The sequence below is a fragment of the Paenibacillus rhizosphaerae genome, assembly GCF_014192015.1.
GTDB classification, from domain to species: Bacteria; Bacillota; Bacilli; order Paenibacillales; family Paenibacillaceae; genus Paenibacillus_AQ; species Paenibacillus_AQ rhizosphaerae.
On record NZ_JACHXJ010000005.1, the window covers coordinates 297,081 to 312,158 of the forward strand.

A 15,078-nucleotide genomic window follows, 5' to 3' on the forward strand; every position below is an offset into this window, starting at 1 on the left:
GAACCATGGATAAGCAGCTGCTGGGTTACAAAGGGATAAAGCCCGTTTTCGCCGTCATGCTGCTCCTGACGGTTCTGCAAGGCGTCTCCATCCTGATCATGGCCAAGGGGCTGGCTGAGGCCGTATCGGCCTTGTTCGCGGGGGCACCGCTATCCGGGCAGACCGGCAGGATCGCGATGTTCCTGGGTGCCTTCCTGCTCCGGCACGGGCTCGGACTGCTGCAGCAGAGAATCGGCAGCGCGTTTGCCGACCGCACCGCAGCCGAGGTCCGGGGGCGGGTGCTGCGGAAGCTGTTCCGGCTCGGCCCGCGGTTTGCGAGAACCGAGGGCACGGGCCATCTGGTCACGCTGGCGCTCGAAGGAACGGAGAAGTTCCGGAAATACCTGGAGCTGATCCTGCCCCGAATGGCCGGCATGTCCATCATTCCTTGGCTGATTCTGGCCTACGTCTTTTTCCGTGACATCACGTCCGGCGTCATTCTGCTGGTCTCCATGCCGATCCTGATCGCCTTCATGATTCTCATCGGGCTGGCGGCCCGCAAGCAGGCCGAGAAGCAGATGGACACCTTCCGGGTACTGTCCAACCACTTCGTCGATTCGCTGCGCGGCCTGGAGACACTGAAGCTGCTGGGGCAGAGCCGGGAGCACGGCGCATCGGTAGCCAAGGTGAGCGACCGCTACCGGACGGCGACGATGCGTACGCTGCGCGTCGCCTTCCTGTCCTCGTTCGCGCTCGACTTCTTCACGATGCTGTCGGTGGCCGTCGTCGCCGTCGGCCTTGGCCTGCGGCTCGTGAACGGGCAGCTTGAGCTGGTCACCGCGCTGACGGTGCTGATTCTGGCGCCGGAATATTTCCTGCCCGTCCGGCAGGTCGGTACGGACTTCCATGCGACGCAGGACGGCAAGGAGGCGGGTGCCGTGATGCAGTCCATCCTGGATCGCCCGGCAGGAGGACCGGCTGACTCCGATGGAGCGCCGGGTCCGGGCGCCGACTGGCGTTGGACGCCGTTCAGCCGGCTGACGCTGTCGGGGGTGACTGTGCAGCACCAGGCTGAAGCGTATGGTTCAGCACCGGAGACGGATGGTGCTGAAAGCGGACGGGAGGCTGGAGCTGACCGGCCTACTGAGCGCCGTACGGATGGAGCCGGGCAGGAGGAGCGGAGCCCTCAGAGCCCTCAGAGCCCTCGTGCGCTGGATAGCGCGTCCTTTGAGGTTCAGGGCATGCAGACCATCGGCATTATCGGCGCCAGCGGTGCGGGCAAATCCACGCTGATCGACGTGTTGGGCGGGTTCCTCGCACCCGATGCGGGCGAGATTTGCCTGAACGGCACGCCGGTCGATTCGCTGGCCGGTGAAGCCTGGCGGAGCCAGATCACCTACATCCCGCAGCACCCGTACCTGTTCAGCAGCTCCCTGCTGGACAACATCCGGTTCTACTCGCCGGAGGCGTCCCGGGAGGAGGCGTGGCAGGCTGTGGAAGCAGCCGGACTGGCCGGGCTGGTCCGCAGCCTGCCGGGAGGCCTGGATGAGCCGATCGGCGCGGGCGGGCGCCAGCTGAGCGGCGGGCAGGCGCAGCGTGTGGCGCTCGCTAGAGCTTTTCTGAGCGACCGGCCGATGATTTTGCTTGATGAGCCGACGGCCCATCTTGATATTGAAACCGAGTATGAACTGAAGCAAACGATGCTGCGCCTGTTCCGGGGCAAGCTTGTTTTTCTGGCCACCCACCGCCTGCACTGGATGCCCGATATGGACCGTGTATTGGTGATGGAGCAGGGCAGGATCGTCGAGGAGGGCACCCATTCGGGGCTGCTCGGCAAGGGCGGGGCGTATGACGCTTTGATTCGGTCGCAAATGGAGGGAGTAAGGTGAGAAAAGAAGGGTGGATATTACCGTACGTCCGAGCGAACTGGGGACGCTGCCTGGTGATTATCGGGCTTGGCAGTCTCGCGCTGCTGTTCGCGGCAGGCCTGATGTTCACCTCCGGACTGCTGATCTCCAAATCGGCGCTGCGCCCGGACAACATTCTGATGGTGTACGTGCCGATCGTGCTCGTCCGCACGTTCGGCATCGGGCGGGCCGTCCTGTTCTACGCCGAGCGGTTGGCGGGCCATGATACGGTCCTTCGGATCGTTTCCTCCATGCGCGAGCGGCTGTACCGGATCCTTGAGCCGCAGGCGCTCTGGATCCAGTCGCGTTTTCGCGCCGGCGACATATTGGGCGTGCTGTCCGCCGACATCGAGCATCTGCAGGACGTGTACCTGCGGACCGTGTTTCCCGGAGCGTCGGCGCTGGTCATGTACGCGGCAGCCGCAGCGGCGGTAGGCCGCTGGGATCTTCGTTTTGCCCTGCTCCTGGCGCTGTATATGTTCGTCCTGGTCGGCATTCTGCCGTGGGTATCCCTGCTGATGACCAAGGCCAAAACGAAGCTGGCCAAAACGCAGAAAGCCGGCATGTACCGGCAGCTGACCGATGCCGTGCTGGGCATGGGCGACTGGGTGATCAGCGGCCGGGAGGCGCAGTTCCTGGCGGATTACGAGGCGAAAGCCGGGGAAGCCGCCCGAACAGACGCCAAGCTCCGCGCCTGGGTACGCTTCAGACAGCTGGCCGGCCAGTGCGTAGCCGGCCTGATCCTGCTGACGATGCTGGTCTGGGCGGCAGGGATGCATGCGGACGGAAAGCTGCCGGCCGTGCTGATCGCGGCCTTTGTGCTCGTCGTGTTCCCGGTAACGGATGCCCTGCTCCCGGTTTCGGAAGCCGTGGAGCATCTACCGCGCTATCGGGATTCCCTGCGGCGGCTCTCGGATTTGGAAGGGGAGGAGTCCAGCGTGAAAGGATACGAAAACGGACAGTTGAGCGAAGATCAAGCCGCGGCGATGGCCGGCGGCGCCGTCCATATTCGGGTAGACCGCGCCGGCTTTCGCTATGAAGGCGAGTCGTCCTGGACGCTGCGGGATATATCCCTCGATATTCCGCAAGGCAAAAAGATCGCTATCATCGGCCGCAGCGGTGCGGGCAAATCGACTTTGCTCAAGCTGCTGGAGGGCGCGCTGGCCCCTGGCGAGGGCGAGGTCACGCTGAACGGCGTTCCGGCCGCGGCGATCGGGGAGCATATGCCCCATATCGTTTCGGTGCTGAACCAGAACCCGCACCTGTTCGATACGAGCGTGGCCAACAATATCCGGCTCGGAAGCCAGGATGCCGGCGAGGAGGATATCGTGCGGGCAGCCCGGCAGGTGAAGCTTGACCGGCTGATCGAATCGCTGCCGGACCGCTACCATACCCGGATGCACGAGACCGGACAGCGGTTCTCCGGAGGCGAGCGCCAGCGGATCGCTTTGGCCCGGATTTGGCTGCGGAACAATCCGGTGGTTCTTCTGGACGAACCGACGGTTGGCCTGGACCCCCGCACGGAGAATGAACTGATCCGGATCATGCTCGATTCGCTGCAGGGGAAGTCGCTGATCTGGGTGACCCATCATTTGGCCGGTGCCGAGCACATGGACGAAATCGTGTTTGTGGAGGACGGAAAGATCGTAATGCGCGGCAGTCATGCCGAGCTGATAGAGAACGAGCCCCGCTACCGCAGCTTGTACCAGCTGGACCGGCCGGAGGCGCTGTTGACCAAGGCCAATTAATGGGAGGCCGGCATTGTACAATTGGCAGTACACAGCGTGCTGCCGTCCGCTTTTCGTTGAAACCTGCCATGCATAAAAAAACCGGACTGGTGCATCCTACCACTTGGGCAGTTTTTTGTAATTAAAGGAGGTGCACCCGGACATGACGAATCACAATGATCAAGAGCTTAGCAAACACGAAGTCCAAAGAACCGAGCTGAACAAAATGCCGGTACCGGACAAACAAAGAGAAGAGTTCGCCAAAGAAATGGTGGAGGACGCCAAAGAAGCGTTCAGCCAGCAGCCAGCCCAGGATAACGAATAATCGTCCCCCGGGCTTTGGCCACAAAAACCATATTCCATTCATAGCTGTGATAAGACGTCGGGGCGTCCCTAATGAGATCGTGAAGATCGGGGGTGTCCCGCCTGTTTTTTGCGCAAAATACTTGACTGTACGTTCAAAAAAATGTTATCCTCACATCAAGATCAGGAAAGGGGCGTTTACGGTATGGGCAGACACAAGGAATTCGACCAGGAGAAAGCCGTCGACCAGGCGCTGGACCTGTTCTGGGAGAAGGGCTATGAGAGCACCTCAATCCAGGATTTGTGCGATCATCTCGGGATTCACCGGGGCAGCCTGTACGATACGTTCGGCGACAAGCATGAGCTGTTTTTGGCTTGCCTGGACCGTTTCAGCGCAAGGGCGGACGAGAATTATAACCATATTTTAAAAGAGGACAGCGACTCGCCCAAGGAACAACTGGAGCGTTATTTCTCCAGAGTGATGGACGTTTCGTTGAGTAACGCGGCCCGGGGGCGCGGCTGCCTCATGACGAACACGACCTTGGGAGCGGTAGCTTTTGTCCCGAACGTTGCCAGCCGGATCGATGCGCACTATATGCATACCGAAGCGCTGCTGTTCAGCTTTTTGATGCGGGCGCAGAACAAAGGGCTGCTGCGGAGCAAGCAAAGTCCGCGCCAGTTGGCCCGTTTTTTGAACGGCGTTAAGCAGGGCATCCATGTCATGGCCCGGACGACGGCCGATCGCGGTGTGCTGGAGGATATTTGTGCCGTCGCAGTGTCTACGGTTTTTTAAAGTTAAATAGAAATGGGTAAGTTTTCAGCGAGTCTGGACCCTATTTTTTTGATATTTTCTTGAACGATCGTTCTGATAAATTTTAGTTACAGCTCCGGCTGCTTCACCCATTTGTAGGAGGGCCGATTTTTATACCTTTTTCTTGAACGAACATTCCAATAAGTGAGGGTGATCATCTTGAAACGCATGCTTTGGATGATTTTAATGATGTCGATCGGGGCGACGTTTACGTCCCCGTTATTTCCGCTCTACCAGGAGCGTTATCATTTAAGCAGCTTGCAGATCACGATTCTATTTGCGGTGTACGCCCTGTTTCTGCTGCCGTCACTGCTGATCTCCGGATCCCGTGGAAGCGGTTGGGGCCTCAAGCGGGTGCTCCGGATCAGCGTGTGGATTTCCATCCTTGCCACTCTGGTTTTTATGGGCAGTCAGCAGGCGTGGCTTGTGTATGCCGCAAGAATTCTGGAGGGCATCGCTTACGGAACGTTTACCGGTACCGCGGTGGCATTTCTGCTGAAACAGACGCCGGGTGACAAAGTCCCTCTGGCCATCACCTTGTCGGGTATAACGGTATCGGTCGGATTTGGTCTGGGTCCGGCTTTGACGGGACTCGTCATTCAGTATCTGCACTTGATGCCGCTGCGCGTTCCTTTCTGGCTGCTGACGGCATTATTGGTGACCGCGTGGATGGCTCTTGAAACGCTAAAGGACGCCGATTTTCTGGCGCAAAAAGGCAAACCTAAAGCGGCACCTGCACCGATATCGCTGGGCGTGCCATCCGAGATCAGCCCGCATTTCTGGTCATTCAGCGCCCTGCCGATTTTTACGCTGTTTACGCTGAACGGCATTATTTTGTCCCTGATCCCTTCCTTCGTGAAAAGCGTGCTGCACACGTCCAACCTGTCCGTCTCCGGCCTGCTGATCCTGCTCCTGCTGGGAGGAGGGGCACTGCTGCAATTGATGCCGCTGGCGAGCGAACCGGTCACCCGTCTGCGGCTGGGCATCGCGCTGCTGTCGATCGGAGCCTGGCTGGTCGTCTTCTCGGGATCGACCGGAAGCATTGGCTTGCTGTGGATCGGTGTGCTGGTTCAGGCCCTTGGCAGCGGCTGGACGTTCCAAATCAGCTTGCGGCTGGCAGGCGAGCTGCCGCACGCCGAAGTCCGGTCAAAGGTCATCACGACCTTTTACCTCGCCGGGTATGCCGGATTTATCGTACCGGTTGTCGGCACGGGGGTGCTGACGTACTTTTTCGATCTGCATGTGTCGCTCGTGGTACTGAACTCGCTGGCCTCGCTGCTGGTGCTGTATATGCTCGGTTATTCCATCCGCTTCCGGCGTTACTACGCCGCTAGAAAGCAGGAGGAAATCCGGTCGGAACACGCCAAAGCCAAACTTGCCGCCGCTGGGGCAGACCAAGGGTCCATGTCGAGCTAAGGGGAGCGAGGTGAGGAAACTGTTTTTAGATGGGCGGTTGAGCCGAATGCAGTTGCCTTTTGCAACTATTGAACATATGGAGTGGTGCGGGTGCCACTGATCTACCTAATATAAAAAAAGTCGAGTAAGCCAGGAAGATTCCTGGCTATCACTCGACTTTTTTGCTTCTATATTCAAACTATTCCTTCGGATGGATCATTTCCTCCGGACGTACGACGGCATCGAACTGCTCTTCGGTGAGCAGGTTGCTCTTCAGGGCCGCCTCTTTCAGCGTCAGGCCTTCTTTGTGCGCCAGCTTGGCGACCGCGGCGGCGTTTTCGTAGCCGATGTGCGGGTTGAGCGCCGTCACGAGCATGAGCGACTGATTCAGGTTGCGCTCAATGACTGCGTGGTTCGGCTCAATGCCGACGGCGCAGTGGTCGTTGAATGAGCGCATGGCGTCTCCCAGCAGGCGGGCGGACTGCAGGAAGTTATAGATGATGACCGGCTTGAACACGTTCAGCTCGAAGTTGCCTTGGCTCGCCGCGAAGCCGATCGCCGCGTCGTTGCCCATCACCTGGCAGACGACCATCGTCAGCGCTTCGCTTTGCGTCGGGTTGACCTTGCCCGGCATGATGGAGCTGCCCGGTTCATTGGCCGGGATCGTGAGCTCGCCGATGCCGCAGCGCGGACCGCTGGCCAGCCAGCGCACATCGTTGGCGATTTTCATGAGATCGGCGGCAAGCGCTTTCAGCGCGCCGTGAACATAGACGATCTCGTCATGGCTCGTGAGCGCGTGGAACTTGTTTTCCGCCGATGTGAACGTTTTGCCGGTCAGTTTGCTGATATTGGCTGCCGTCATCTCGCCGAACTTCGGATGGGCGTTAATCCCGGTTCCTACCGCGGTGCCGCCGATCGCCAGCTCGCGCAGGGATTCCAGGCTGCTGCGGATCATGCTTTCGCTTTTCTCCAGCATCCGGTGCCATCCGCTGATTTCCTGGCCCAGGGTCAGCGGAGTTGCGTCCTGGAGGTGAGTCCGGCCGATCTTGATGATATCCATAAACTGCTCGCTCTTCGCGCGGAAGGTCTCCTTCAGCTTCACGAGGGAAGGCAGGACTTGATCCTCCACGGCGATCAGGGCGGCAATATGCATTGCGGTCGGGAACGTGTCATTGGAGCTTTGCGACTTATTGACGTCGTCGTTCGGGTGGATACGCTGGTCGCTGCCTTGTTCCTGAAGGAGCTGGTTCCCCCGGTTGGCAATGACCTCGTTCACGTTCATGTTGGACTGGGTGCCGCTTCCGGTCTGCCATACGGCGAGCGGGAAATGATCGTCCAGTTTGCCGGCGATCACTTCGTCGGCCGCTGCGACAATGGCGCCCGCTTTCTCCGCGTTCAGCTTGCCGAGCTCTTTATTGGCGAGGGCTGCGCTTTTTTTAAGGATGGCGAATTCACGAATCAGCTCAAGAGGCATTTTCTCCGTGCCGATTTCAAAATTTTCAAAGCTGCGCTGGGTTTGCGCCGCCCAGAGCTTGTCCGCCGGAACCTTGATCTCGCCGATGGTGTCTTTCTCAATTCTGAATTCCAATTGTGTTTCCTCCTTCTCCACTTCTACTAAAAATAGGTCTTCCTGATATGAAATATATCATAATCCGGGGACCAGAAGAAAACAGATTTCACCCGCGGCCTGTTTGAGCCTGTCTGGTCTGTTCCCCTGCTTCTTCACAAAGATGAAATACATTTTACAAACTCCGCCATCTCGTTTAACAATCGGCTCCTATAATGGGGACATGCTAGAATCCTTTAAAGGAGTGAATGATGAATGAAACGCAGTAAACGTCTGGTTCAAACCGCTTTCTGCCTGAGCGCGGCGGCAAGTTTAATTTTTACGGGCTCGGTCAGCGCCCAAGGAAACTCGAAAGCCCCTTCGCAAAATGCGGGCAAAGCCAAAAACGTGATTCTATTCGTCGGTGACGGCATGGGCACCGCAGCGCGCGACGCCATCCGTCTGAGCACCGTTGGCGTCAACGGCAAGCTGCAAATGGACGATATGCCATATGTTGGACTTCTTCGCACCCATTCCACGACTACGGTTACGGATTCCGCCGCAGCGGGAACGGCCATTGCCAGCGGCGTGAAGACTTATAATGGAGCCGTCGGTGTGGACGCCAACAAAAAACCGGTCAAAACGCTGCTTGAAATCGCCAAGGAGAAAGGCAAATCCACGGGTCTCGTGACGACAAGCCAAATTACCGACGCAACGCCAGCGGCATTCGCATCCCATGTGGAAGACCGCTCCAAGCAAAGTGATATCGCCAAGCAGTATCTGGAGAAAAAAGTAGACGTTCTGCTCGGGGGCGGTGAGGACTTCTGGTATCCGCAAGGCACGCCAGGCCCACATCCGGACCAGCCGGCTGAAGATCCGACAGAAGGCAGCAAGGGCACTCAGGGCAACCTGGTGGAGAAAGCCAAGCAGCTCGGATATCAATATGTAACGAACAAAGAAGAGTTGAGCAAAGCGAAGAACGGCAGAATTCTCGGCCTGTTTGCGAATGAAGAAATGTTCCAGCAAAGAGAGGAAGGGCAAGGTGACCTGTACAATCCAACGGTACCGCTCGTGGACATGACGAAAAAAGCGCTGGATACTCTCTCTACCAATAAAAAGGGCTTTTTCCTGATGGTTGAGGAAGAAGGCACGGATGAATTCGCCCACAATGACAATGCCAAGCTGACGATCAAAGCCGGCCAGGAGCTGGACAAAGCCGTTGGCGCAGCTAAGGAATTCGCGAAGAAGCATCCCGATACACTGGTGCTTGTGCTGGCCGACCATGAGACAGGCGGCTTGACGATCGAAGAGCCGGATGACAAGGACGAGTCCGGAGACGGCATTTCTAAGGAAGACGGTCCGTTCGCCATCGCGAACTCCAAGGATCAGTTCTATGTGGACTGGACGACTTCCGGCCACTCCGGCGTGGACGTGCCGCTGACGGCTATGGGCAGCGGAGCCGAGCTGTTTGCAGGCGTCTACGAAAACACGTATGTGCATGATGCCATTTTGAAGGCTTGGGGAATCAAAAAATAACGAATCTTAAAAGGCATCATTAGTCCATCACTCAAAACCGCGGTTCGCAGAATGACGGAAGTCTCTGCAGGGCTGCGGTTTTTGGTATTCCGGAGCCCGCCATAAAGTACATAAAATGTCACCTCCAGGGGATGATAACAGAGTTCGACCAATACGGTGGAGGGAATCATTTATGGCACAGAATCAAGGCTCCCAGACGAAGGAAAAGAAACTGAAATGGTGGCAGCTGTCGCTCCTTGGGGTGGCTTGCACGGTCGGTACGGGATTTTTCCTGGGCTCTCATATTGCCATTGAGATCGGCGGCCCTTCCGCGGTCGTTGCGTACGCCCTGGCGGCGTTCGGGGCTTACCTGGTCTACGACAAGCTGTCCCAAATGACGGCGGAGGATCCGATGGAGGGCTCGTTCCGCTCTTACGCCAAGAAGGCTTTCGGCCGGTGGGCAGGGTTCAGCAGCGGGTGGGTGTACTGGTCGTCGGAGCTGCTCATTATGGGGAGCCAATTAACGGCGCTTGCCTTGTTTTCGCGTTTCTGGTTTCCGCAGGTTCCGATGTGGTGCTTTGCGGCGGGATACGGTGTCCTCGGGCTCCTCATCATTTGGATTGGAACCAAGGGGTTTGAGCGGATGGAGAACATTTTTGCCGTGCTAAAAATTGCGGCGATCTTCATGTTTATGGTCATCGCTGTTCTAGCGGTAACCGGCGTACTTCCGACCAACGCCCACGGTCCCGCTTTTCCGCGGGATTGGATACCGGGCGGGCTCACAGGATTTTGGGCGGCGCTCATTTTCGCTTTCTACGGATACGGGGGATTGGAAGCGCTAGGTCTGATGACGATGAGGCTGAAGGAGCCCAAAGACGCGCCCAAAGCGGGCAAAATGATGCTGCTGCTGTTAGTGTCCATCTATGTCATTTCGATCGGACTGGCGCTTATTCTCGAGCCATGGAAATCTTATGCCGAGGAGGAGAGCCCGTTTGTGGTGGCCCTAGTTGATTATAAGCTGCCGTTTGTGCCGCATTTGTTTAACGCCGTACTCATTATTGCCGGCTTCTCGACGATGACGGCCTCGCTGTTTGCAGTGACGACGATGATCGTAACGCTGGCTAGCGACGGGGACGCACCGCGCTTTTTCATCAAGGGCAAGAAGAAGGAAGGCAAAAAGCCCCTGCCGGCCATCGGTCTGACGGCTGTGGGGCTGCTCGCTTCGGTGGTATCCGCTCTGCTGATGCCAAAAAGCGTGTATGAGTACATTACGACGGCCGCGGGCATGATGCTGCTGTATAACTGGATGTTTATTCTCGTCACGTCCGGCAAGCTGCTGAAGCTGACCGGCTGGGGCAAAGTCAAGCGGTATATCGGCATGGCGCTGATCACTCTGACGCTGATCGGAACGCTGTTTCATAAAATCAGCCGACCCGGTTTTTTCATCAGCCTCGGATTTATCGTCGTGATCGGCTGCGTCACGCTGGTGATGCGCCATTTCTGGAACAAGACCGATGGGCCGAAGAAGGGCTCGTACGATCATGCCGATCATGCCGAGTCCGGCCCAAGAACGATCAGGACCCGAACAAAATTCGGTATGCCTCGTATCCGAAGTAGAGGCCGAATCCGATAAGCGAAATGCCGGAAATGACCGAAATGGCGCTGACCAGGCGCTGCGTGAGCACCCGCCGGAACATGCTGGCTACCAGGGCCATCAGCACATCCCACAGCATGAGGCCGGCCATGATGGCACAGCTGTACAGGAACACTTCTTTGGCTTCGTACTTGGCGATCATGTCGGCGAGAACCGAACCGTAAATCCCCATCCAGAACAGGATGGACAGCGGATTGGAGATGGACATGATAAAGCCGGCGCTGAAGGATTTCATATGCGATTCATTGCTGCTGCGGGTTTCCATACCCGCTTTTCCTGCAGTTAGGAGGCTTTCTACGCCGATATAAGTCAGGATAAAGAACCCGAACAGCAGCAGAAATGTTTTCATAAAGGGGATGTTGAGAAAATGAATGACACCGAAATACACAAGCAGCATAAAAATACCGTCGGCCACCATGGCCCCGAGGCCCACCAGCCACGCGTGTAAAAAGCCTCCACGGAGCCCGCGGTCCATCTGTGCCGCATTGATGGGACCAATCGGAGCGGCCAGGGAAAGGCCAAGCAGGAAATGGCTGATCCATACACTCATTCAAAGAAAACCCCCTTCATCAATCTGTCGCATTGTTACATCCTATGAGAGGGGCCCTGCTTGTACGACTAATACAACCAAATCTTGTCCTTAAAAATTAAAAAGCCTTTATCCCATGCGGGATAAAGGCTTTTTTTCGGTTGTGTATGGTGGACTCCAAGAATCCAATGTCCAATATAGTTGGTGCGGCAGCTTTGGGTCTGAGGCTTACGGCTGCTTGGCCGGGCTGCCTGACTGTTTGCCCTTGTGCGCCCGGCGCAGAAAGAGGGAAAAGAACAAGGCGGCGATGGCGAACCAGGTCGCTACGATGAAAGCGTCATTGATGCCGTTGATGCTTGCATTCGACGATACCAGCCCCAGCACCGACTGCAGGGCCAGCGATACGCCGCTTTCGGCGGGAACCCCTGCAGTGGCGGCCACTTCCTGCCCAAGTGCAGCGATATCCTGCATGATGAACGGATTGTCTTCGTTGTAGAGCGTGGCGGATTCCGCTATATGAAACGTGGTGCGCGTCGACATCACCGTTACAAGCAGCGCGGTCCCGATCGACCCGGCCACCTGCCGCATCGTGTTGGACATTGCCGTTCCGTGGCTTCCAAGGTAGTAGGGAAGCTGGTTGAGTCCCTCAGTCTGCACCGACATCATGATCAGCGACATGCCGAAGCTGCGGATGGTATAGAGCATCATCAGATGCGAATACGACGTGGCGTCGGTCAACCGGCTGAACTCGAAGGTCATGACCGCGGTGATGAGCAGGCCGATAATGGCCAGGGGCCGTGCGCCGATTTTATCGAAAATCGCTCCCGAGATCGGGGACATGATCCCCATCAGGATCGCCCCTGGCAGAAGGAGCAAGCCGGACTGGAGCGGGGTGAACCCCCGGATATTTTGCAGGTAAATCGGGAGCAGCAGCATCGCACCGAACAGCATCATGTTGACGAGGCCGCCGACAACCGTCGAGACCGAGAAGATGTCGTATTTAAACACGCGGAAATCCAGCATCGGCGAGTCCATGTTCAGCTCGCGCACGATAAACAGGATAATAAACACGGCGCCAGCAATCAGCGAGCCAAGTACCGTGAAGCTGGTCCAGCCCTTGTCTCCGGCGGAGCTGAATCCGTACAGCAGGATCCCGAAGCCCAGGGTAGAGAAGACGACGCCCCAGAAGTCGAATTTCGGTTTGGTCAGGCGGTTGATGTTTTTCAGCCACTTCAGGGCGAACAGAATGTCAAGAACGGCCAGCGGAATGACCATGAAGAACAAGATCCGCCACGTATAATGCTCCACGATCCATCCCGATAACGTGGGTCCGATCGCCGGTGCGAACATCAGGGCAATCCCCATCATGCCCATCGCGGTTCCGCGTTTTTCGGGCGGGAAAACCGTCAGGAACACATTCATGACGACGGGCATGATGATTCCCGCTCCGCTGGCCTGCACGACGCGGCCGAACAGCATCAGCGGAAAGTTGGTGCTGACGGCGCAGAGCACCGCGCCGACGGTGAAAAGGCTCATGGCCGTAATAAAGAGAACCCGGGTCCCGTAGGACTCGATCAGAAAAGCGGTGACCGGAACGAGCACGCCGTTCACCAGCATGTAGGCGGTGGACAGCCACTGCACCGTCGTTGCGGAAACATTAAAATCGATCATCAGGTGGGGGATCGCCACATTCAGCAGCGTCTGGTTCAGGATGGAGACGAACGCCCCAAGCATGAGCACCGTCAAGGTTCGCCCCATATGTATGTTTTCCATTAGACAAGCCCCCTAAATATGAATTCGAACGGTCGCATTCATGCCTGGAACGAGCCCGAGGCCTTTATACCCCTCAATGGTCACGACAATAGGGATGACTTGCGTTACTTTGGTGTAGTTGGCATTGGAGTTGGTCGTTGGAAACAACGAGAACGTAGAGGCGGTAGCCAATCCGATTTGATCGATTCTGCCGGTCAGCGTCGTATCCGGAAAGGCATCAACGTAAACGTCGACGGTTTGGCCGACCTTGATTTTATCCAGCTTGGTTTCTTCTATATTGGCCGTAATCCACAGGTTGTTCAGGTTGAAGGCTCTTGCCAGCGAAGTCCCTGGGGATACATAAGAATTGGGAACCGCCGTTTGCTGAACGATGGTGGAGTTCACAGGGAAGGTAATATCAAGCCGGGTACCTCCGGAGGTTACGCTTCCGACGACATCGCCGGAATTATAGTATTTACCGACGGATCCGTTCCAGGTCGTAAGCTTGCCGGCTGCCGGAGCGGTGATGGATACTCCCTGTCCGGTGACTTGGGCGTTGTCGGTTTTAATATAGCTGGAGGTCTGGTTGTAGTAATAAATGGCCGCGCCGCCCAAGACGAGCACAATGATGACGACTACAACGTTGACCAGCAGTGCACGCGAATTCATAACAGCATATTCCCTCCTAAAGTTTGCTTCCTCAGTACAGATATACAAGAGCATCTCCTAATCGCCCCATTCATATTCGATAGAGGAATACCCCCGGACCATCGCAAGGATAAAGGAACGCCGCCCTGGGGATAAATAAGAAATCCAGTTGATGAAGGGGGAGTTAAAGCATGAAAGTGTACGTCGTTTATGACAGCGAAAACGGCCACACGGAAGCGTTGGCGCGTTCCGTTTGGGAAGGGGCTTCGAGCGTAGACGGAGCTGAGGCGGAAATCGCTCACGTTAATGAAGCGGACATTTATAAACTTGAAGATATGGATGCCATCGTATGGGGATGTCCTGGACATTTTGGAACCATCAGTTCAGGACTCAAAAATTGGATGGACAAGCTTGGCTACCTGTGGGCGCAGGGCAAGCTGGTCAACAAAGTCGGGGCCGTATTCTGCACGACGGCGACCGTGCACGGCGGGGTGGAATCCACCATGATCAACCTGCTGACGCCGATGCTCCACAACGGCATGATCGTTGTCGGCCTTCCCGGAAATATACCGGAGAACGCCCTGTACGGATCGTATTACGGCGTGGGCGTGACGTGTCCCGTGGAGCTTTCGGATGACGATCCCAAAAACCTGCCCAGCGAAAACGACCTCGCCCTGGGCCGTGCATTAGGCAAGCGCGTAGCCGAATTGTCCGGACGGTTCTCTACGGCAGCAAGGTAAGGTATAGGCTATGGTTATCGCCTTTATCGTTCTGGCTGTCCTCGCCCTGGTCTTTCTTTTTATTTACAACGCCCGGATATCCAAGAAAACGGCGAAAAAGCAGGCTCAGGAACCTGTCCGGAACAACCAAGAAGCGGATCCAGCCGCTCATCTTGAACCTGTGAAGGCGAAGGAACCGCCGCCGGCGGCAGCCAAACCGGTGAACGCCCAACAGGTAAGAAAGCCTGAGCCGGTGCCGGTGCTAACCCGGAGGCCGCAGGCCGCGGAGCAGCAAGGCGACCGGGCCTACCGCGAGGCGATCCGGCAGTTCGCCGGAGGCACGCCGGCCAAGGAAGAGGAGCCGCCGGCGCCAAAGCCAGACTACAGCACGGACAACGCCTACCGGGAGGCGCTGCGGTCGATGGCGAAGAACAAAAAGTAGTATCATCCTGCAGCACAGCGAACAGCCGCGCTCGGCCGATGGACCGAAGGGGCTGTTTTTGCGTGACGGGATGGGGCGGCCGCAGAACTGCCATTGTATGCCGTGCCGCGGAATGTTATTTTATACATATCCAATATTCGCCTAAGACCGG

General features: G+C 57.1%; 13 protein-coding genes. 9 read left to right on the forward strand and 4 right to left on the reverse strand.

The window, feature by feature from the left end; all coding sequences use genetic code 11:
• Positions 1–5 precede the first annotated feature (5 nt).
• From FHS19_RS26805 to FHS19_RS26825, 5 genes are all read left to right on the forward strand, one after another.
• A complete protein-coding gene (locus tag FHS19_RS26805; RefSeq protein WP_183584867.1) occupies positions 6–1,868 on the forward strand; it encodes an ABC transporter ATP-binding protein/permease in 1,863 nt (620 codons plus the stop codon).
• Positions 1,865–3,634 carry a thiol reductant ABC exporter subunit CydC gene (gene cydC / locus FHS19_RS26810; protein ID WP_183584869.1) on the forward strand — a complete coding sequence of 590 codons (1,770 nt, stop codon included), beginning with the start codon at positions 1,865–1,867 and terminating at the stop codon, positions 3,632–3,634. Before FHS19_RS26805 ends, cydC begins: the two co-directional genes overlap by 4 nt.
• Before the next feature lie 142 nt (positions 3,635–3,776).
• Positions 3,777–3,938 carry a hypothetical protein gene (locus FHS19_RS26815; protein WP_183584871.1) on the forward strand — a complete coding sequence of 54 codons (162 nt, stop codon included), beginning with the start codon at positions 3,777–3,779 and terminating at the stop codon, positions 3,936–3,938.
• Between the two features lie 183 nt (positions 3,939–4,121).
• Positions 4,122–4,709, forward strand: a complete 588-nt coding sequence (locus FHS19_RS26820; RefSeq protein ID WP_183584873.1) for a TetR/AcrR family transcriptional regulator — start codon at positions 4,122–4,124, stop codon at positions 4,707–4,709.
• A 186-nt stretch (positions 4,710–4,895) separates the two neighbouring features.
• Complete coding sequence (locus FHS19_RS26825) at positions 4,896–6,143, forward strand: MFS transporter (RefSeq protein WP_183585274.1); 1,248 nt, start codon at positions 4,896–4,898, stop codon at positions 6,141–6,143.
• Between the two features lie 178 nt (positions 6,144–6,321).
• Here FHS19_RS26825 and fumC read toward each other — a convergent pair whose 3' ends face one another.
• On the reverse strand, positions 6,322–7,710 hold the full coding sequence (gene fumC, locus FHS19_RS26830) for a class II fumarate hydratase (protein ID WP_183584875.1): 1,389 nt from the start codon (positions 7,708–7,710) through the stop codon (positions 6,322–6,324).
• A gap of 234 nt (positions 7,711–7,944) precedes the next feature.
• On the opposite strand from fumC, the gene FHS19_RS26835 reads away from it, so the two are divergent.
• Together FHS19_RS26835 and FHS19_RS26840 are read left to right on the forward strand one after the other, a co-directional pair.
• On the forward strand, positions 7,945–9,204 hold the full coding sequence (locus FHS19_RS26835; protein ID WP_183584877.1) for an alkaline phosphatase: 1,260 nt from the start codon (positions 7,945–7,947) through the stop codon (positions 9,202–9,204).
• 172 nt (positions 9,205–9,376) lie between these two features.
• On the forward strand, positions 9,377–10,816 hold the full coding sequence (locus FHS19_RS26840; protein ID WP_183584880.1) for an amino acid permease: 1,440 nt from the start codon (positions 9,377–9,379) through the stop codon (positions 10,814–10,816).
• On the opposite strand, the gene FHS19_RS26845 is transcribed toward FHS19_RS26840, so the two are convergent.
• From FHS19_RS26845 to FHS19_RS26855, 3 genes are all read right to left on the reverse strand, one after another.
• Positions 10,758–11,387 (reverse strand): LysE family transporter, encoded by a 630-nt coding sequence (locus tag FHS19_RS26845; RefSeq protein WP_183584882.1) that lies wholly within the window; start codon positions 11,385–11,387, stop codon positions 10,758–10,760. The two genes, FHS19_RS26840 and FHS19_RS26845, sit on opposite strands and share 59 nt — an antisense overlap.
• A gap of 207 nt (positions 11,388–11,594) precedes the next feature.
• Complete coding sequence (locus FHS19_RS26850; protein WP_183584884.1) at positions 11,595–13,139, reverse strand: DHA2 family efflux MFS transporter permease subunit; 1,545 nt, start codon at positions 13,137–13,139, stop codon at positions 11,595–11,597.
• Between the two features lie 12 nt (positions 13,140–13,151).
• Complete coding sequence (locus FHS19_RS26855; protein WP_183584886.1) at positions 13,152–13,787, reverse strand: HlyD family secretion protein; 636 nt, start codon at positions 13,785–13,787, stop codon at positions 13,152–13,154.
• 170 nt (positions 13,788–13,957) lie between these two features.
• Here FHS19_RS26855 and FHS19_RS26860 point away from each other — a divergent pair, with 170 nt between their 5' ends.
• On the forward strand, positions 13,958–14,506 hold the full coding sequence (locus FHS19_RS26860; protein WP_183584888.1) for an NAD(P)H-dependent oxidoreductase: 549 nt from the start codon (positions 13,958–13,960) through the stop codon (positions 14,504–14,506).
• Positions 14,507–14,516: 10 nt separating this feature from the next.
• Positions 14,517–14,927, forward strand: a complete 411-nt coding sequence (locus FHS19_RS26865) for a PspC-like choline-binding domain-containing protein (RefSeq protein ID WP_183584890.1) — start codon at positions 14,517–14,519, stop codon at positions 14,925–14,927.
• The last annotated feature ends 151 nt before the right edge of the window (positions 14,928–15,078 follow it).